The organism is Halomonas sp. MCCC 1A11062, assembly GCF_021404355.1.
Lineage (GTDB): Bacteria > Pseudomonadota > Gammaproteobacteria > Pseudomonadales > Halomonadaceae > Halomonas > Halomonas aerodenitrificans.
In genome coordinates, this window is record NZ_JABFTW010000012.1 from 15,175 (window position 1) to 33,251 (window position 18,077).

Here is an 18,077-nt window from a genome sequence, read left to right on the forward strand (position 1 = left end):
CAGCGGTCAGTGTTGTTCAAGAAGTAGCACGCGGCTGTGAAGGTAACAATCCGAAACTGTTACACCAGGTAATATCAGGTAACTCATCTCAGCTGAGCTGCCACCAGTCGGGGAACAGCCGGCGCACCTCCGCACGCCGAAAGCGATCGTCCATCAGCACCAGCGTGCCGCGGTCCTCGGGGCTGCGAATCACCCGACCGGCGGCCTGAATCACCTTGATCAGTCCCGGAATGCGATAGGCGTAGGCATCGCCGCTGCCGAACCGCGCTTCGAGCCTGGCCTTGAGGGTTTCATTGAAAGGATCGAACGGCGGCAGACCGAGGGTGGCAATAAAGGCACCGATCAGCCGCTCGCCGGGCAGGTCGATACCCTCGCCGAAGGCCCCGCCCAGCACCGCGAAGCCGATGCCCTGCCCGCCCGAGCGAAAGCGGGCCAGGAAGGCATCCCGCTGGTCTTCGCGCATGCCGCGGGTCTGACGCCAGTGGGGCAAATTGGGATGAAGCTGCACGAGCCGCTCGGCCACCGCCTCCAGGTAGGCGAAACTGCTGAAGAAGGCCAGGTAGAGCCCTGGGCGCTGGCGGTACTGCCCGGCCAGCTCGGCGACAATGGGGTCGAGCGAGGCCTCTCGGTCGCGCAGCCGCGTCGAGATGCCGCCCTGGATGCGCACCGCCAGCTGGTGGCCGCGGAACGGCGAGGCCACCGACTGCCAGACACAGTCGTCCGGCAGCCCCAGCAAGTCACGATGGTAGTGTGCCGGCGACAGCGTCGCCGAGAACAGCACGCAGCTGTGGGCCTGAGCGAAGCGCGGCGCCAGGAAATCGGCCGGTATCAGGTTGCGCAGCCCCAGCACCGCGCGCCCACGGCCATGACGGCTGAGATCACACAGAGAATGCTCGCCGAACGACTCGGCCAGACGGCCGAAGCCGAGGGCATCGAACAGCCGCTCCTGCAGCATCGGATCGGCGCCGCCGGGATGCTCGGCCAAATAGTCGCCGATCGCCGTGGCTACCTGCTGCAGCGTGCCAACCAGGCGGCTGGGCAGGCCATCGAGTACTTGGTAGGCGGGGCGGCCCCGCTGCCCCTCGTCGGCGCCGCCCTGCTCACGCACCAGTGCCTGCCACTGGCGCATCAGCCGGCCGAGGGGCTTCACCAGCGGCGCAGGGGCACTGCGGTGCAGCGTCGCGAAAGCGTGCTGGTCCAGCTCCCCGCTGTACATGCCCCGGGCCCGCTCCACCAGGTTGTGGGCCTCGTCTACCAGCAGCGCCAGGCGCCAGCCATCGGCCTGGGCCAGGCCGTGCAGCAGCGCCGAGACGTCGAAGTAGTGATTGACGTCGCCCACGCAGACATCGCTCCAGCGCGCCAGCTCCTGGCCCAGATAGTAAGGGCACACCCCATGCTCCAGAGCCACCTCGCGCAGTGCTTCGCGGTCGAGCCAGCCGCGTTCGACCGCAGCCTGGCGCGCGGCGGGCAGCTTGTCGTAGAAGCCGGCGGCCAGCGGACAGGCATCGCCATGGCACGCCTTGTCCGGGTGCTCGCAGGCCTTGCTGCGCGCCGTCAGTTCCAGCACCCGCAGCGGCAGGCGCTCCTCCTGACACTCATCGCAGTCACCGGCGGCTCCCAACTGCACCATCGCCTCCAGCGCCAGGCGCCGGCCCGGCGTCTTCATGGTCAGAAAGGCGAGCCGGTCGATCTGCCGGCGCGGCATCGCCTTGAGGGTCGGAAACAGCGTGGCCACGGTCTTGCCGATACCCGTGGGCGCCTGGGCCAGCAAACAGCGCCCGGTGGCCGCCGACTTGTAGACGCCCTCAGCCAGCTCGCGCTGCCCGGGGCGAAACTCGGCGTGGGGAAAGCTCAGCCCGGTCAGAGCAGTATCGCGGGCCTGGCGATGGTGAGCCTCCTGCTCGGCCCAACTCAGGAAGCGTTCGCACTGAGCCTCGAAGAAGACGGTGAGCTCGGTGGCGCTGGCCTGCTCGGTCAGCAGGGTCTCGCGCTCGCTGCCGATATCGAAATAGACCAGCGCCAGGGTCAACGCATCGAGTCCCCGCTCGGCGCACAGCAGCGCCCCGTAGACCTTGACCTGGGCCCAGTGCAGAGCGCGCTGATTGGCAGGCATGCGCGAGAGATCGCCGCGATGGGTCTTGATCTCCTCGAGGCGGTTCAGCGCCGGGTCGAAGCCGTCGGCCCGCCCGCTGACCGCCAGGCCGCGGTAATGCCCACTCAGGGCCAACTCGCGCTCATAGCTCTGACCACGGCGCCCCGCCACCAGGGCATGGCCTGCGATACCTTCGCGAGCGCTGGGCGAAGGGGTGAAGCGGAGGTCGAGATCGCCCTCGCGGGCGGTGAAGTCACACAGCGCCCGCACCGCCACGCGATAGAGCGGCGCTTCGCCACTCGTCGCGGCAGCGCTCATGATGCCCCATCCTGCCGCCAGGTCACGTGACAGACCACGGCTTCGATGCCCTGAGCCTGGAAGAACGCCAGCCAGCGCCGCTGGTTGTCTTGCAGCCGGTCGCCGGGCCCCTTCACTTCGATCAGGCGATAGCGGGGCTCGCCACTGGCCGCCTCGGGCAGGAACTGGATCAGATCGGGCAGACCGGCACGGTTGGCCTTGAGATCGGCGAGCAGGCGTGCGAAACAGGCCCGCAGTTGCGTTGCCGGAATACAGGCCAGGGCCTGTTCCAGCAAGCCCTCTTCGAGCGCGTCCCAATAGACGAAGGGAGACGCCAGGCCGCGTTTCTCGTGCCAGACGCGCCATATCGCCTCACCGTGGCTGCCGTCGTCGAGACGCGCCAGGCAGGCATCGAAGCGCTCACGCCGACGCGCGACGAAGTCATCGCGATAGAGATCCGCCGGGCCGACGTGAAAGGGGTGGAAGAAGGCGCCCGGCAGCGGCGCGAACAGTGCCGGCCAGCAGAGCAGGCCGAACAGGCCGGTGAGCAGCGCGTTCTCGACGTAATGAACCGGTGCTTCGGGACGGCTCAGGTGTTCGGCCACGGCGCGCTCGACGCCGACCGAGCCGGCCATGGGCAGGCAGAGATCGAGACGCCGAACGGCAGCGTCGGGCTCGCGGCTCGGCGGCGCCAGCTCCAGTCGCCGGCACAGCCTGGGCAGCAGACGTGCCAGCGCCTGGCGCTCCTGCTCGCCGACGGCCGCTGTCCATGCCCTGCTGGCCAGCGCATGCGCCTGGCGGTACTCACCCAGCCGCTCCAGCAGCCGCAGGTGGCGTATGCGCGCCTCCACCTGGCCGCCCGCGCCCTCGCCGCTTTCGGCATAGAGCTGCAGGGCCAGGGCTTGCTGGCCGCTGCGTTCGGCTGCCTGGCCCAGCAGGAACGCCAGTCTGCCTCGCCGCTGCGCCAGCCAGGCGTTCTCCTCCGGCACGCTCGGCAAGTCGGTCATCAGCGCAGCAAGCGGCTCGCCCTGCTCCAGGCGCTCGCGCAACGCATGCAGCGCCAGGTAGGCATCGACCTCTTCACGACGCTGGAAGGCGCGGGAGCCGGGCGTCAGCGGCACCCGCTCGAAGCGCTGCAGGCCGAGCTCGGCGAGCACGAACTCGGCCCAGTCCTGGCGCAGGTTGCCAAAGAACATCAGCCGCAGGCGGTCGCACCAGGGCATCACCGCTAGCCGCACGATGCGCTCGCCGTTCAGGGCCTCACTCGTCTCCGGCCACCATTCGCTCAGGCTCTTCGCCTGGAACTCTTGCACCGACAACGCCTCGCTGATTGCCGTCTTGCTCGCTCCGGGAGCGAGCCCCGCCGCGGCGATCTCCGCCTTCAGCGCCCGGCGCAGTTCGGCCAGGCGCAGCAGACGAAACAGCTCGGCGAACCCCAGCTCGGGATCCGCTTCGACCCAGCCGGCATCCACCAGCGGCGCCAGGGCGCGCTCGGTGTCGCCGATCTCGGGATAGACGAGCCTACCGGTACGAAAGAGCTCTCCCTTGCGCATCACCATGCGCACCAGCAGCGCCTGGGACGGCTGCGGGAAGGCGTCGAACGTGGCGAGAAGACCACGCTCCTCCCGGGTCAGCAGGTCGGCGTGATGCGTGCCCACCCAGCCCAGGACGAAACGGAAGTTCGCCAGGTAGTAGAAGGGGTCGTCGAGGGAGGCCGTAGCTGCAGCGGAGCCTGAAATACTGTTCATGCATCCATGATATCAGTCTCACCGCCTCCCGCCAGCTCTGCCTCAGCTAAAACCTGCGGCGAGAGCGCGCACCACCTCGGCCGCCGGCACGTCACGACAGCTGCTGGCGTTCTGTCCGGCCCACAGCGGCGAGAAATCGGCGCTGCCCGCGGCCTCGGCGGCACTGCGCAGCGGGGCGATGGCGGCAGTGGCCAGCGGGAAGGCCGGTGCCGCCTCGCTGAGCGGACCCTGCTCGCGCATCAGCCGGGTGACGATGCCCCGCGCGGGGCGCCCCGTGTACAGGTTGGTCAGCGCAGTATGGCGCGCGGCCTCGCTCTGCAGCGCGCGGCGATGCAGCGCCGAGGTGGTGGCCTCGGGGCAGCACATGAAGGCGGTGCCGACCTGTACCGCTTCGGCACCCAGCGCCAGTGCTGCCGCCACCCCACGCGCATCGGCGATGCCCCCGGCGGCGATCACCGGCAGCGACACGGCCGCCACCACCTGCGGCAGCAGGGCAAAGGTGCCGAGCTGGGTGGTGACGTCCTCGTCGAGGAACATGCCACGGTGGCCTCCCGCCTCCAGCCCCTGGGCGATGATCGCATCGGCCCCATGGGCCTCGAGCCAGCGTGCCTCCTCGACGGTGGTGGCAGACGAGAGCACCACGGCCCCCCAGCCCTTGACCCGTTCGATCAGCGCCGCCTCCGGCAGGCCGAAATGGAAGCTGACCACCTCGGGGCGGAAGTGCTCCAGGGCATCGCACGCCGCCTGATCGAACGGACGCCGCCCGGGACCGGCCGGCACGCTGTCGATATCGAGGCCGTACTCGGCGTAGTAAGACGCCAGCAGCCGATGCCAGCGCGCCAGCCGCGTCTCGTCCGGCACCGGCGACGCATGACAGAAGAAGTTGACGTTGAGGGGCCGCGCGGTGGCGGCGCGAATGCGCTGGAGCTCATCCACCATGGCCTCGGGTGTGAGCATGGCGCAGGGCAAGGCGCCAAGCCCTCCCGCCTCGCTCACGGCCACGGCCAGCTCGGCGCCCTGCACGCCGGCCATGGGCGCCTGAAGAATGGGAAGCTCCATGCCGAGCCGGCGAGTCAGATTCATGGTCATTTTCCCTGCTCTCCCTGCTGTCGTTTGTTGCGCTGCCAGGGGCGTTTCTGCCCCAGCGTGTCGGCGGCGTAGGCGCCCCGCTCGCCCATGGGCCGGGGTTCGCCAACCGTGGTATCGCGCTTGGTTTGACGCTCCATTTCAGCGTTGATCTCGGCGCCCAGCAATACGACGAACGAGGAGAGCCAGAACCATAGCATCAGGATCACCACCGCCCCGAGCGAGCCATACAGCTCGTCCATGTTGGCGAACTGACTCACGTAGAGCGACAAACCGCCGGAGCCGAGCAGCCACAGCAGCGTGGCCACCAAGGTGCCCACGCTGACCCACTCCCAGCGCGGCGAGCTGCGATAGGGGCCATAGCGGTACAGCACCGCGATCACGAACATCATCAACAGCAGCAGGACCGGCCAGCGCAGCCAGTTGATCAAGGTGACCACGGGCCCCTCCAGGGCCAGCCAGCCGACGACCAGCGGAAACAGCGCGACGACGCCGATCGCCCCGAGCGAGATCACGATCAGCCCGATGGTCAGCGTGGCCACCACCAGCATGCGATGCACGAAGCCGCGCCGCTCCTCCTCGCCATACACCACGTTGAGCCCAACCAGCAGACCGCGCACCCCCTTGGATGCCACGAACATCGCCACCGCCAGGCCGAACAGCGCCGCCAGACTGAGCCCAGTGTCGGTATTGGCGCCGACCTCCTCGGCCTGTTCGGTAATCAAGCGAGCCCCACCGGGCGGCATGAAACGGCCGAGTTCAGCGATCTGCTCAGCCAGCTCCACCGGATCGAAGGCCAGCGCCCACAGCGAAATGACCGCCGCCATGGCGGGGAACAGCGACAGCAACGAATAGAAGGCGATGCCGGCTGCCAACATGTTGACGTGGTCGTCCGCCAGTTGCTCCTTGACCCGCCAGATCACGTCCAGCCACCCCGGAGCGGGTATCTGGTTCGGCTTGCCGGCCTTGCGGCCTCTCAGTTCCTTTGCCATGACATCCTCAGGGCTGCTGCGCCGGGCGCAGTATCATGCGGGCATCGCGAATCTCGATGTCGAAACGATTGAGGAAACTCATCCCCAGCAGCGCCACCTCGCCCTCGAGCCCGGGGCTGATGGAGCCATTGACGTTGGTGGCAGTGAAGCCACCCAGGCTGACCTCGTCGAGCCGAGTAAGATCGCCGCGTACACGCCCGTTGGCGGTGTTGAACCAGGCCGAGCCGGCACTCTGCAGGCCAAGCCGCTCGGCGAACTCGGCAGGTACGGCCACGTAGGTGGCACCGGTATCGAGCAGGAACTCGATCGGCTCACCGTTGATACGTCCGGTGGCGACGAAGTGACCGGAGCGACTTCGCTCCAGCACGATCGGCTCGTCGGAGCCGGTCACGGCATTGACCAGGTGCGCGTTGGGATTGCGCTGTTGCTCCAGAAAGCCGTGGAACCACCAGCTGCCAACGCCGATAAACGATACCCAGAACAGCAGCATCATGCCCATGCCGGCGCGCCTGATAGAACCGTTCTGTCGGTTCATGTCTTCTCTCCCGGTTGGCAGGCTTCGCCCGCTTTGACACTTTGGGTCTGGCTGTCTGTACTGAACGGCGCTGCGCCGCCCTTGGCTGCGCTTCGACGACTCTCGCTTCAATGACGTCCATCGATTCAATAACGTCCATCTATTCAATAACGACAAGGATAGCCACATGCACGACCGCATCGAACATTCGACCATGATTGCTCGCCGCCATTCCCCCCTCGCCCCGGCGCTGATCGGTGCTGCCATGATCACGGCCCTGCTGGCCAGCATGCCGCTGGCGGCATGGGACGGAATGGTGGAAAAGCAAGTCTTCGAGATGGACGAATACACCACCGTCGGCGGCGACACCATCGCACCGGTGCGCATCGGCTGGGAGGCTTATGGCACCCTCAACGAGGAGAAGGACAACGTCATCCTGATCACCCACTTCTTCTCCGGCACCAGTCATGCCGCAGGCCGCTACGCCGAAGACGATGCGGCACCCGGCTACTGGGATGCCATCATCGGCCCCGGTAAACCACTGGATACCGACGAGTACTACATCATCGCCTCGGACACCCTGGTCAACCTCAACGCCCACGACCCCAACGTCACCACCACCGGACCGGCTACTCCCAACCCCGAGACCGGCGAACCTTGGGGCACCGACTTCCCGCTGGTCACCATTCGCGACTTCGTCGAGGTACAGAAGGCCCTGCTCGAGAGCCAGGGCATCGAACGGCTGCATGCCGTGATGGGGCCTTCCATGGGAGCGCTGCAGGCCTACGAGTGGGCCAGCGCCTATCCCGAGCGGGTCGAGCGGCTGGTCCCGGTGATCGGCGGCGGCGTTGCCGACCCCTGGCTGCTGGCGACCCTGAGCGCCTGGGCTGCCCCCATTCGCCTGGACGCCAACTGGAACGAAGGCGACTACTACGACGGCGAGCCACCGCTGGACGGGCTGCGCGAAGCGCTCAAGCTGGTGACGCTGAACGCCAACCACTGGCTGTGGGCCAACGAGACCTTCGACCGCAGCTGGGCCGACGAGGACGCCGACCCGGTCCGTGAGCTCGACGCGCGCTACGCCATCGAGCAGACCCTCGACGACATCGCCGCCGCCCGTGCCGAACTGGCCGATGCCAACCACCTGCTCTATCTGGTCAAGGCCAACCAGGCGTTCATCGCCGGCCACGGCGAAAGCCTGGAAGAGGGGCTCGCCCGGATAGAGGCGCCCACCTTGATCCTCTACAGCGAGAACGACCTGGTCTTCGCCCCGGAAGGCGTACGCAAGACCGCCGAGCTTATCGAAACCGGTGGAGCTGAAGTGGAGCTGATGACCCTTGAAGGCAAGCGTGGCCACCTGGACGGCGTACTCGGCATCGATCAGGCCGGCGAACGCATCCGCGCCTTCCTGGCCGAGTGAAGCACGCGGTCGCTACCCGCCTAGCCGAGTAGCGACCGCATCAGCAGATAGCCCCCCATGGCCAGCAGGCCGCTAAGGAAGATGCGCCGGAAGGTGGTTTCCGAGAGCCGTTGGCGCAGCCGCTGGCCAAGCTGCATGCCCACCAGAGCCGGCACCACCGCCCCCAGCGAGAGCAGGCCCAGCTCCACGCTGAGCAGACGCTGTCCGCCCATGGAGAGTCCCAGCGCCATGGTGGTGACCACGAACAGCACTCCCATGGCCTGGATCAGCATGTCACGCGGCAGGCCGAGAGACTGCAGATAGGCCACGCCGGGAAACACCGAGGAGCCGGTCATGCCGGTGAGCAGGCCAGTCAGCGCCCCGTTGACCGGTGCGGCATGCCGGCCGCGGCTGACCAGCTTGCCCAGGCCGAGGTTGAACAGGCCGGCCAGGGCGTAGAAGGCGATCAGCACCCCGAGCAGTCCGGAAAGCCAACGTACGTCGACCCGGGCCAGAATGGCCACACCCAGCCACACGGTGACCACCGAAGCCAGCAGGAAGGGCCACAGGCGCCACACGATCTGCTTCAGGTAGCCCCCCACCAGCGCCTGCCAGACGTTGGTGATGATGGTGGGGGCCAGCAGCAGCGCCATGGCCGACGGCAGTCCCACCGTGGCCGCGAGCAGCGCCAGCGACACCGTGGGCATGCCCATCCCGATCACCCCCTTGACCAAACCGGCCACGACGAAGGTGAACGTAACCAGCGCCAGCAGTACGGGGTCGAGGGTCATGTGGTCGCTTCCCTGTCGGTTACAGCGGTTCCGTTGCGCGCCTCCCACGCGGCCGCCGCCTGCTCCCCGCGGGCCTGGTTGACCGCCAGGCAGATCAGCATGGCCACGATGAACAGCGCCGCACACAGCAGAATCGACGCCTGCAGCCCCACCACCGACTGCAGCAGTCCGAGTGCGATGATGCCGAAGACGCCGGCCAGCTTGTTGGCCAGCCCCCAGAAGCCGAAGAACTCCGCGGCCTTGCGCGTCGGCGAGAACAGCCCCACCAGGGCGCGGCTGGCCGATTGGCTGGAGCCCAGCGAGAGCCCCGCCAGGCAGCCGACGAACAGGAACAGGTGCTGGGCCTCCCAGTCGAGGCCGAAAGCGGCATTGAGGAAGGCGGTGACCTCCGGCGTGGCCCAGATGGCCAGAATCGCCGCCACCCACAGCAGCAGGGTCAGTTGGTAGGTGAACTTGGTGCCGATGCGATCCTGGATGAAGCCGAAGCCCAGCGCCCCGGCGGCCGCCGTGATCTGCACGATGATGAACATGATGTTGCGCACCGCCTCGTCCCAGCCGATCACCTGGGCGCCGTAGATGAAGGCGAAGGCGATGATGATGTAGACCCCGGCCATGGAAAACAGCAGCGACACCAGGAAGATGCCCAGATCGCGAAAGTGCCGTAGCTCGTGCAGCGTGGTGGAGACCCGTTCCCAGGCGATTTCGCGATAGCTCTTGCGGTGCGGCTGCGGCGTGCCGCGCTCCTTCACCCACAGAAAGGTGGGGATGGCGGTAATGAGGAAGAACGCCGCGGCAAAGGGCCCGACCCAGCGTATACGCTCGAAGTTATCGGCGCTTGCCTCACCCAGCGCCACCAGGGTGAAGCCTGCCGCGAACAGACCTCCGACGTAGCCCAGCGCCCAGCCGAAGCCGGAGATCTTGCCCAGATCCTGTGGCGGGCCGAGGTCGGGCAGAAAGGCGGCAATGAACGACTCGCCCATCGAATAGGCGTAGTTGGACACCACGATCAGCAGTACGCCCAGCATGACGTAGCCAGGGGCTACGAAATAGAGCAACGCCGTGGCGAACACGGTGACGATGTAGCTGATGAACAGAAAACGCTTCTTGGCCGCCCGGTAGTCCATCACCGCGCCGCACAGCGGTGCGGTGATCACCACCAGCAGATAGCTCGTCGCCAGCGCCAGACTCCACAGCAGATTGGCCAGGCGAAAGCCGTCGCCGCGATCCCCGACGATGACGGTAGTGAACAGCTCGCCGAACACCACGGTGATGATCAGCAGCGTATAGGCCTGGTTGGCGAAGTCGAACATCGCCCAGCCCAGGATCTCCTTTTTCGATGCCCGCTGCCTGGCGCCAGCACTGCCGACCGCCGGTATCACGCTCATCCCACTCTCCTCTGACTGCGGGGCCTTCCCGAAGCGCTAGCCTACCAGCAATTCGCAGCAGAAATGACGCTGGAACGGCTTTCGCTACACTGAGGGTCACACATGGACCGGAGGTGAATCATGAAAGGACGCTGGAGCGGTACCCCTCTACTGGCGCTGGCCGTGGTAGCCACGGCGTCCGGCGCCGACGAAGCAACGCTGGAGACAGAACATCAGACGCTGAGACTGACGGCGGTAGCCGAAGACCTGGAGCGCCCCTGGGGTGTTGCTATCTTGCCTGGCGGCCTCTATCTGGTCAGCGAACGCACCGGACGGATTCAGACCTTCTACAACGACGAACGCCAGACGATCGACGACTTGCCCGGCGTTCCGAGCGACGACCAGGGCGGGCTGCTGGATATTGCCGCCTCGCCCGATTACTCCGATACCGGCTGGATCTATTTCACCTATGCCAGCGGCGATGCCGACTCCACCGCCACGGCGCTGGCCCGCGGGCGCCTGGCAGGGAACCAACTGACCGAAGTGGAAGAGCTGTTCGAGCAGAACCGCCGCTCCGAACCCGGCCCCCATGGCGGCTCACGCCTGGCCTGGATGGACGACGGCACCCTGCTGATGTCGGTCGGCGATCGCGACTCGCCCGAACGTGCCCAGGACACCAACGATCACGCCGGCTCGATCCTGCGGCTCAACCCTCAGGGCCTGGCGCCCGAGGACAATCCACGCTTCGAGGAAGTGGGCTACCTGCCCGAGATCTACTCCTGGGGCCATCGCCACGTGCTGGGGCTGGCCGTGGACCGCGATCGTGGCGACGTCTGGGCCGTGGAAGCTCGTGGCAACGGTCATGACGAGCTCATGCTCATCCGCAGCGGCGAGAACCATGGCTGGCCGGAGGACGACGACAGCGAGGAAGCCGCCGGCGCGGACCTGCTCGACGACATCACCAGCGGTGAGCTGTTCACCGACGAGGAGGTCATCGAGCCCGTGTATCGCTTCTCCTCGGACGTCTCTCCTGCGGGCCTGGCAGTCGTCGACAGCGAGCGCTACCCGCAGTGGCAGGGCAACCTGCTGGTGGGCGGACTGGAGAGCGGTCAGATCTATCGCTTCGAAGTGAACGGCGATGAAGTGACAGAGATGGAAGAACTGCTCGAGGAGCCGCTGGGTCCGGTGCGTGACATCCGCCAGGGCCCCGAGGGCTATCTGTATGCACTCATCGGTGACGACAACGGTACGCTCTATCGGCTCGAACCCGAGCAGTAACACTCACGCTACGTTTCGCCGGCCCGGCTTCGGGCCGGCTTTTCTTGCGTGGAGTGGAGTCCTTCCTTTCTCACGCACCGGCGGGCATTATCACTGTTAACTTGGGTTAAGCAGCTTTGTCCGGTGGCATTAGCGTCAGCTCCCTTGCTGGACGTCGACGCAAGACAGCATGACTTTCGTCACCAGACGGTAATCAAAAGAACAAGCTGGCAGGGCGGGGTGTTAGCGCATGAGAAAAAGGTTGACGATGATGCTGGCCCTGCTGCCGCTTTCGGCAGCAGTTGCCCTGGAGGAGCTGACCTTCATCACCGAGGAATACCCGCCCTACAATTATCGACAGGGGGATCGGCTCGAAGGGATTTCCATCGAGCTGCTCGAACGGATTTTCGCCGAGACCGGTACCGCCATGACCCGCGAGGACGTGCTCTTCTATCCCTGGGCCCGCGGCTACGACACGGCCCTTTCCGAGCCGGGCACGGTGCTGTTCTCCACCACCCGCACCGAGCAGCGCGAGGAGCTGTTCCAGTGGGTGGGGCCGATTGCCACTGACAGGGTGACCCTGATCGCTCGCCGCGACAGCGGCATTCAGTTGAACGATATCGAGGACGTGATCGCCGGCGATTACCGTATTGCGGTGATCCGCGAAGACATCGGCGCCCAGCGCCTGCAGGAAGCCGGGGTGCCGGAAACCCAGATCCATGCAGCGATATCCGGCGCCAGTGCCCTGCGCATGCTCGAGCGGGGCCGGGTCGATCTGTGGGCCTATGGTGAGGACGTCGCCTTCTGGCTGATGAACGAAGAAGGCCTGCCGACCACTGACTACACCCCGGCCCTGACCATCAGCGAATCCGACCTCTACTACGCCCTGAACCCGGACACGGATCCGGAGCTGGTGGCAAAGATGCAGGCGGCGCTGAACAACTTGCGCGAAGGCGGCGTGCTGAGTGAAATCCTCGGCGGCACCATCGCCTTCAATACCGAGGAGTATCCCCCCTACAACTACCTGGACGAGCAGGGCAAGATCATCGGCTCCTCCACCGAGCTGCTGCGCACGGCCTTGAACGCCGCCGAACTCGAGGCCGACTTCCGCCTGCTGCCCTGGGCTCGCGCCTATACCGAGGCCCAACTGCGCGAGCGCCACTGCGTCTACTCGACGACCCGTACTCCAGAGCGCGAATCCCTGTTCACCTGGATCGGGCCGCTGACTTCCAGTACGTGGACCGCCTTCGCCCTGGAGAACACCCACATCGCAGCCGACACGCTGACGGACCTGTCCGAGCTACGTGTCGGCAGCTTTCGCGAGGACGCAGTGGGCCAATATGTCGCCAGCCAAGGCATTCCCATCGTCGTCACCAGCGCCGAGCGCGAGAACGTCACTCGTCTGCAGGCCGGACTGATCGACGTCTGGGTCACCGGGGCACAGGCAGCCGAATACCTTGCCGCCGAAGCCGACCTGTTACTGCGCCCTCTGTTCACCTTCAACGAGGTCGATCTCTATCTTGCCTGTCACCCTTCGGTTCCCGATCAGTTCGTCTCGCGGCTGCAGGCCGCCATCGACCGCATTCATGCCGAAGCGGAGGTTCCCTAGTGAAATACGTTCCTGGCATGGATCGCCGGGCCGGTAGACGCAGCCTGACCGCCAAGCAGGCCGGCCTCACTCTGGCCATTGCACTGCTGCTCAGCATCATTGCCGGCATCGTCGAGCTGGCGCTCGACGCCCGTGCGATGCGTCACGAAATCGTTCTCGAAACGCAGTACCGAATCGATCTGGTACGCGGCACTGCCGCCGAAGCCGCCTTCCAGCTCAATCCTGAACTGGCGACACAGGTGGCCGAAGGCCTGCTCAGCGGCGGACGGATTGCCAGCGTGACCATCAGCGACGATTTCGGTCGTGTCATGGCCACACGTCAGCACGACGACACCGATACCTCCAGTTGGGTGGTTCAGGCCCTGTTCGCCGATATCCTCCACTACCGCAAACCGCTGGTCTATCAGATCGGCTCCGACACGGCGCCCAAGTCGATAGGCGAGCTGGAGTTGACGCTCTCTCTCGACAGCCTGACCCGCGACTTCACCGATCGTAGCCAGTTGATCTTCGCTCTCGGCGTGGCCAAGGCCCTGGCCATTGCGGCGCTGCTGGCACTGGTCTTCCACTGGTTCGTCACCCGCCCCCTGCTCAAGGTGCACGCAGCGATCACCGAGACCGATCCAAGCCAACCCGGACGCTGGTCCAAGCCGGTCATGGGGGTACATGGCAACGATGAGCTGGGACATCTGGTGGAGAGCGTCGACCGGCTGCTGCAGGCCTTTCAACACGGACTCGACCAGCGCGACCAGCTGCAGCAGATCTCTACCATGGATGGCCTGACCGGCATTGCCAACCGCCGCCACTTCGACGCCTTCCTCAATCAGGAGTGGCAGCGCGCCCAGCGCGCCAATCATGACATCTCGGTAATCTTCATCGATATCGATCATTTCAAGGAGTTCAACGATCATTACGGCCACGTGGCCGGCGACGACACCCTGCGAGCCGTCGCCCAGGCGCTCACCCGCGTGATCCATCGCCCTTCCGACCTGGTCGCACGCTATGGCGGCGAGGAGTTCGTCTGCGTACTGCCGGAGACCGACCTGGCAGGCGCCCAACGGGTCGCCGAACGCATCCAGAATGAGATCCGCGCGCTCGACATCCCCCATGCCCACGCCACCGAAGCGGGCCGGGTCACCGCCAGCCTCGGCGTGGCCAGCAGCAACCCAGCACAGGACGACGTTGCCGGCTTCGAGGCGCTGCTGGCCGAGGCCGACCACCAGCTCTATCGCGCCAAGCGCCAGGGACGTGACCGGGTCGCCGTCCAGACTTGAGCAGCGCCGGGGAACCGGCCCGGCAGCAAGGAATCGATAGAGTAGACCCAGCCGGAGGCGGAGCAAGCATATGAGCAGACGCGACGAGTTCATCGAGCAGATGAAGGCCCAACTGGACGAATGGAACGCCGAAATCGAGGCCCTTATCGCCCGCGCACGCAAGGCCAGCGACGAGGCGCAGCACCGTTATCAGGACGACATCGAACGCCTCAAGCGGCGCCGTGACGAAACCCAGCGCCGCCTCGAGGAGTTGCAGTACGCCGGCGAGGCGGCCTGGGATTCGCTGCAGCAGGGGTTCGACGACGCCTGGGAGCTGCTACGCAAGGCGCTGAGAGACGCTCAGCGCCACGAGCCGCCGCCCAAGGACGTCAACGAAGCGGATGACGATAGCTCAGGCACCCGATCGCCGGGCGGTTCTCCTTAGCCTTCTCTCCCGCCCTTGTCCTTGGGTGGCAGCTGCTTCCCTTCCGCATCCTGGGAGTGGACGTCGTTGCCACGCTGCAGCCTGTCGATCGACTCCCCGCCCCGGCGCGTCAGCTGCGCCAGGCGGTCGATCTGGGCATCAAGCTGAGGTAACGCTTCCTGGCGATAGCGCGACAGGTCGTCGATGGCACCCAGCACGTCATCGAAGGCCTGCTCCAGCGCCTGCATGTCGAGTTGGGCCGAGGCGGCACGGGTCTGGATCTCCACCCCCTGCTGACGCAGCGCCTTGGCCGTCCCGGCGATCATCTCCGAGGTCGTGGTATTGAGCGATTCCACCCGATCCAGCACCAGGCGCTGATTGGCCAGCGCCAGCGCCACCGCTACCGCCACCGTCAGCGCCGACACGGTAACGTGAATCGCCCGGTCGACGCCGCGAATCAGTTCGCGGTTGTTGCGGATGATCACTTCCAGCGCCAGCACGCCCTGCTGGCTGACCGCCTGCTGCTGCTGGAGGTCGACGATGCGCTGGCGCAGCGGGAAGAGCAGCTCCTCCTCGATGAAGGTTCGCTGAGGGTGCTCGTCGCCCAGCCGCTCCAGGGCTTGTATCAGCCGCCGGTCGATCAGGCGGCCCAGGTCGATCTGGCGCTGTAGCCGACCGAGCAGCTGGCGCAGGCTCTCCTGGTCGTCGCTGAGGGTGATGTTGTCACGGCGCAGCATGTCGCGACCGCCTTCCAGGTCGGCGATGATGGCGTCCAGCGCCTGCTGGGCATTTTCGAACTTGCGGAAGTAGCGTTGAATACGGCTACCGGCGCCCGGAATGCGCGTCAGCAGCCGGTCGAACGGCCCCGCAGCCAGGCGGTGCTGGTGCGGGTCGAGTTCCTGCATGTGGCCGCGCAGGTCGATCAATGCCTTGGCCACCGGGCCGCCCTCGTCGCCCTGATGTGCCAGCTTGCGCAGCGGCGCCTGCAGCATCTCGCTGTGATGTGCCGCCTGCTGCTGCAGCTCGAGGCCCATCTCGTCCACCGCGCGACGCTGGCGATCGAACTCGGCGCCTTCGCTGGACAGCACGTCGTCGACGAAGGCATTCGCCAGTTGCTCCAGCTCGGGGTCGTCGATGACGATCTCCTCGCTATCCTTCGGCTCGGGTGCCACCTCCTCGAGTTCGCTGGCGATCTCCTCCACCGGCGGCAGCGAGAGCGGCGAGCCGCGTTCGGACGACTGCTTCATGAGTACTTCCCCATTCAGGCCTTTCCCCTACCATAGCAATTCCGATCCTGACGCTGCGCGAGCAGGCTGACCAGGCTTTCAACGACGTTCGCTGCGGCTGTAGCGCTCCGCGCCCTCGATGAAGCGGCGCAGCTCTTCCAGCGCCCGGTCGGTGGCAAGTGATGCCTGGGGACGCCCGGTCTCTACCCGCGCCAGGGCCACCGCGGTATCGTCGAGCAGGGTCAGCGCCGACTCGTTGCGCGCCACCAGGCGCCGCAGGCGCCGGTCGGTCTCCTCGATCAGCTCCAGGCGGCGCTTGAGCGCGATGCGTTCTTCGACGGAGAGCTGGCTGCCCTCCTGGGTCAGGCGGCGCCGCACGTATGCGTCATCCAGGCCCATCACCCCCCGCGCCTGGGCCGCCATGGAGGTAAAGGTGTCCACCGCCCCGAGGCAGACCTCGGTGATCAGACCGCGTGAGCGCTCGAATGCCAGTTCGCTCTTGTCGAAGCGGGCGGAGAGCAGCTCCATCACATGGGTATAGCGGGTGTAGAAACGGTCGACCTGGCTGGCCAGATCGCCACGCTTGACATCGAGGAGCTGCTGCTTGGCCCGGCACAGCGCCAGGGTCAGCTCATCGGCCCCCACCGGCGGTCGGGCCGGGTCGAGTTCGGCCACCCCCGCTTCCCGTGCCGCACGCTCACGGTCGGCTCGTTGGCGCTCGGCCTCGGCCGCGAGCCGCTCCTGCAAGCGCCGCTGATGTCGCCGACTGCGCCAGCGGCGCCAACCTCGCTCCACGGGCAGCGCCACTGCCACCGCCACCAGACCGGCAAGCCAGCCGCCCAGGCTGGGGCCGAAGCCGCCCCACAGCGAGGTCAGCCACAGCACCATGCTGATGAAGGGCACCAGCAGGCAGTAGCGAAACAGCACCTGGAAACGATTGGGGTTATCGGTGGGCAGCGCCAGCCGCGGGTTGGCCAGCCCGACCAGACACCACGGCAGGCAGGTGACGAACAGCCCGTAAGCGAATCCCTGCAGAAATCCCAGCATAAGCCTCGTGCGCCAGCGGGTAGATGCTTCTGAGTGTACGGGGGCCGGCGACGCGGTGCGAGCCTGACGGCTTCAGCGGCACAGGCGGAAGCCACGCATGCCGAAGTGGAAATGATCGGCATGGGCGCGATTGTACTCCGGCCCCAGCACGTTACCGAACAGGTCGCAGGCGCCGTCACGCGCATCGCGCAGGAAGTCTCCCTGCGCATCCTCGTCGCCCCAGTGGTCGAGCAGCGTGATACGTCGCCCATCGGCCAGGTGGAAAGCCGCCACGTCGAGCGCCTCCGCGGTGGCATGCTCGCTGAGGCGCCCGCCCTCGCGACCGTAGATGTTACGACAGGCAAAACTGCCGAAATGTTCGACGCGCACCACCCGTGCATCGAAGTGGGCTTCGGCGGCAGGCTGCAGGCGCTGGCGCTCGTACATGACCCAGGCCAGAGCCAGCGGGCAGCGCGCCACGAAGCTGGCGTTGAACTCGACCTCGCTGCCGTGGACGCGAACCACGTTTTCCAGCGGACAGCCGCTCACCGGCTCGTGATCGTCGAGCGGCGTCATGCGCAGCGCGCCCTCGGGCGCCGTTGCCAGCGCCGCCAGACAGCCTTCGCGATCCTCGGCCAGGCGATGCAGCTTCCACTTCGTCACCGGGGTCAGGGGATCGTCGACGTGCAGCGGCGCCCAAGGGTGCCAGTGGCGAGGAATACGCTCCTCGAACTGCCACCAGGCAGCCGCAGCCAAGGCAATCAGCACGATCAGGACAAGCAGGAAACGCATCTCACCTCGAGGTTAGAGAAGCAGATGCAAGAGCAGCGCCACGCCCCCCACCGCCAGAGCCGTGATCACGGCGACGTCCACCGCGCGGTCGAGCCAGCGGTCGAAGCCGCCCGGAGAGCGGCGACGCGGCTGACGGCGCCGGGTGGCGCCGCGCTGTAGCGAACGTTGGCGTGAGCCGATGAGAGACATGGTAGGCATCCGATACCCGAT

The 18,077-nt window shown here is 66.5% G+C and carries 16 protein-coding genes; 5 read left to right on the plus strand and 11 right to left on the minus strand.

The window, feature by feature from the left end; all coding sequences use genetic code 11:
* Positions 1-88: 88 nt before the first annotated feature.
* Genes HOP58_RS13935 through HOP58_RS13955 form a run of 5 tightly spaced genes read right to left on the minus strand, consistent with a single transcriptional unit; the run spans position 89 to position 6,750 of the window.
* Entirely contained in the window at positions 89-2,410 is a 2,322-nt protein-coding gene (locus HOP58_RS13935) for an ATP-dependent DNA helicase (RefSeq protein WP_234260631.1), read from the minus strand.
* Complete coding sequence (locus tag HOP58_RS13940) at positions 2,407-4,137, minus strand: VRR-NUC domain-containing protein (RefSeq protein ID WP_234260632.1); 1,731 nt, start codon at positions 4,135-4,137, stop codon at positions 2,407-2,409. Before HOP58_RS13940 ends, HOP58_RS13935 begins: the two co-directional genes overlap by 4 nt.
* Positions 4,138-4,179: 42 nt before the next feature.
* Entirely contained in the window at positions 4,180-5,220 is a 1,041-nt protein-coding gene (locus HOP58_RS13945) for a nitronate monooxygenase (RefSeq protein ID WP_234254970.1), read from the minus strand.
* A 2-nt stretch (positions 5,221-5,222) separates the two neighbouring features.
* Positions 5,223-6,215, minus strand: coding sequence for a YihY/virulence factor BrkB family protein (locus HOP58_RS13950; protein WP_010627666.1), 993 nt, complete (start codon positions 6,213-6,215; stop codon positions 5,223-5,225).
* Between the two features lie 7 nt (positions 6,216-6,222).
* The gene (locus tag HOP58_RS13955) at positions 6,223-6,750 is read right to left on the minus strand and encodes a TIGR02281 family clan AA aspartic protease (RefSeq protein ID WP_010627665.1); all 528 of its coding nucleotides are present in this window, start codon (positions 6,748-6,750) and stop codon (positions 6,223-6,225) included.
* Between the two features lie 166 nt (positions 6,751-6,916).
* On the opposite strand from HOP58_RS13955, the gene HOP58_RS13960 reads away from it, so the two are divergent.
* Positions 6,917-8,149, plus strand: coding sequence for a homoserine O-acetyltransferase (locus tag HOP58_RS13960; RefSeq protein ID WP_234260633.1), 1,233 nt, complete (start codon positions 6,917-6,919; stop codon positions 8,147-8,149).
* A 20-nt stretch (positions 8,150-8,169) separates the two neighbouring features.
* On the opposite strand, the gene HOP58_RS13965 is transcribed toward HOP58_RS13960, so the two are convergent.
* Both HOP58_RS13965 and HOP58_RS13970 read right to left on the minus strand, forming a co-directional pair.
* Positions 8,170-8,919, minus strand: a complete 750-nt coding sequence (locus tag HOP58_RS13965) for a sulfite exporter TauE/SafE family protein (RefSeq protein WP_234260634.1) — start codon at positions 8,917-8,919, stop codon at positions 8,170-8,172.
* A complete protein-coding gene (locus tag HOP58_RS13970; protein WP_234254982.1) occupies positions 8,916-10,304 on the minus strand; it encodes an MFS transporter in 1,389 nt (462 codons plus the stop codon). Before HOP58_RS13970 ends, HOP58_RS13965 begins: the two co-directional genes overlap by 4 nt.
* Before the next feature lie 120 nt (positions 10,305-10,424).
* On the opposite strand from HOP58_RS13970, the gene HOP58_RS13975 reads away from it, so the two are divergent.
* The 4 genes from HOP58_RS13975 to HOP58_RS13990 all read left to right on the plus strand — a co-directional run bounded on the left by HOP58_RS13975 (position 10,425) and on the right by HOP58_RS13990 (position 14,844).
* The gene (locus HOP58_RS13975; RefSeq protein WP_234260635.1) at positions 10,425-11,561 is read left to right on the plus strand and encodes a PQQ-dependent sugar dehydrogenase; all 1,137 of its coding nucleotides are present in this window, start codon (positions 10,425-10,427) and stop codon (positions 11,559-11,561) included.
* A 229-nt stretch (positions 11,562-11,790) separates the two neighbouring features.
* Complete coding sequence (locus tag HOP58_RS13980) at positions 11,791-13,149, plus strand: transporter substrate-binding domain-containing protein (RefSeq protein ID WP_234260636.1); 1,359 nt, start codon at positions 11,791-11,793, stop codon at positions 13,147-13,149.
* Complete coding sequence (locus HOP58_RS13985) at positions 13,149-14,420, plus strand: diguanylate cyclase (RefSeq protein ID WP_234254986.1); 1,272 nt, start codon at positions 13,149-13,151, stop codon at positions 14,418-14,420. The genes HOP58_RS13980 and HOP58_RS13985 overlap by 1 nt, the downstream gene beginning before the upstream one ends.
* A 70-nt stretch (positions 14,421-14,490) precedes the next feature.
* A complete protein-coding gene (locus tag HOP58_RS13990) occupies positions 14,491-14,844 on the plus strand; it encodes a hypothetical protein (protein ID WP_010627657.1) in 354 nt (117 codons plus the stop codon).
* Here HOP58_RS13990 and HOP58_RS13995 read toward each other — a convergent pair.
* The 4 genes from HOP58_RS13995 to HOP58_RS14010 all read right to left on the minus strand — a co-directional run bounded on the left by HOP58_RS13995 (position 14,841) and on the right by HOP58_RS14010 (position 18,056).
* Positions 14,841-16,070, minus strand: coding sequence for a toxic anion resistance protein (locus HOP58_RS13995; RefSeq protein WP_234260637.1), 1,230 nt, complete (start codon positions 16,068-16,070; stop codon positions 14,841-14,843). The genes HOP58_RS13990 and HOP58_RS13995 overlap by 4 nt on opposite strands.
* Positions 16,071-16,148: 78 nt before the next feature.
* Entirely contained in the window at positions 16,149-17,096 is a 948-nt protein-coding gene (locus HOP58_RS14000; RefSeq protein WP_234254988.1) for a cobyrinic acid a,c-diamide synthase, read from the minus strand.
* 72 nt (positions 17,097-17,168) lie between these two features.
* The gene (locus HOP58_RS14005) at positions 17,169-17,867 is read right to left on the minus strand and encodes an extensin family protein (RefSeq protein WP_234260638.1); all 699 of its coding nucleotides are present in this window, start codon (positions 17,865-17,867) and stop codon (positions 17,169-17,171) included.
* A gap of 12 nt (positions 17,868-17,879) precedes the next feature.
* Complete coding sequence (locus tag HOP58_RS14010) at positions 17,880-18,056, minus strand: hypothetical protein (protein WP_162832593.1); 177 nt, start codon at positions 18,054-18,056, stop codon at positions 17,880-17,882.
* Between the last annotated feature and the right edge of the window lie 21 nt (positions 18,057-18,077).

Excerpts from the sequence above, each read along its gene's own strand:
- HOP58_RS13935 (WP_234260631.1), bottom strand. The coding sequence starts at position 2,410 with ATGAGCGCTGCCGCGACGAGTGGCGAAGCGCCGCTCTATCGCGTGGCG.
- HOP58_RS13940 (WP_234260632.1), bottom strand. The coding sequence starts at position 4,137 with ATGAACAGTATTTCAGGCTCCGCTGCAGCTACGGCCTCCCTCGACGAC.
- HOP58_RS13945 (WP_234254970.1), bottom strand. The coding sequence starts at position 5,220 with ATGAATCTGACTCGCCGGCTCGGCATGGAGCTTCCCATTCTTCAGGCG.
- HOP58_RS13950 (WP_010627666.1), bottom strand. The coding sequence starts at position 6,215 with ATGGCAAAGGAACTGAGAGGCCGCAAGGCCGGCAAGCCGAACCAGATA.
- HOP58_RS13955 (WP_010627665.1), bottom strand. The coding sequence starts at position 6,750 with ATGAACCGACAGAACGGTTCTATCAGGCGCGCCGGCATGGGCATGATG.
- HOP58_RS13960 (WP_234260633.1), top strand. The coding sequence starts at position 6,917 with ATGCACGACCGCATCGAACATTCGACCATGATTGCTCGCCGCCATTCC.
- HOP58_RS13965 (WP_234260634.1), bottom strand. The coding sequence starts at position 8,919 with ATGACCCTCGACCCCGTACTGCTGGCGCTGGTTACGTTCACCTTCGTC.
- HOP58_RS13970 (WP_234254982.1), bottom strand. The coding sequence starts at position 10,304 with ATGAGCGTGATACCGGCGGTCGGCAGTGCTGGCGCCAGGCAGCGGGCA.
- HOP58_RS13975 (WP_234260635.1), top strand. The coding sequence starts at position 10,425 with ATGAAAGGACGCTGGAGCGGTACCCCTCTACTGGCGCTGGCCGTGGTA.
- HOP58_RS13980 (WP_234260636.1), top strand. The coding sequence starts at position 11,791 with ATGAGAAAAAGGTTGACGATGATGCTGGCCCTGCTGCCGCTTTCGGCA.
- HOP58_RS13990 (WP_010627657.1), top strand. The coding sequence starts at position 14,491 with ATGAGCAGACGCGACGAGTTCATCGAGCAGATGAAGGCCCAACTGGAC.
- HOP58_RS13995 (WP_234260637.1), bottom strand. The coding sequence starts at position 16,070 with ATGAAGCAGTCGTCCGAACGCGGCTCGCCGCTCTCGCTGCCGCCGGTG.
- HOP58_RS14000 (WP_234254988.1), bottom strand. The coding sequence starts at position 17,096 with ATGCTGGGATTTCTGCAGGGATTCGCTTACGGGCTGTTCGTCACCTGC.
- HOP58_RS14005 (WP_234260638.1), bottom strand. The coding sequence starts at position 17,867 with ATGCGTTTCCTGCTTGTCCTGATCGTGCTGATTGCCTTGGCTGCGGCT.
- HOP58_RS14010 (WP_162832593.1), bottom strand. The coding sequence starts at position 18,056 with ATGTCTCTCATCGGCTCACGCCAACGTTCGCTACAGCGCGGCGCCACC.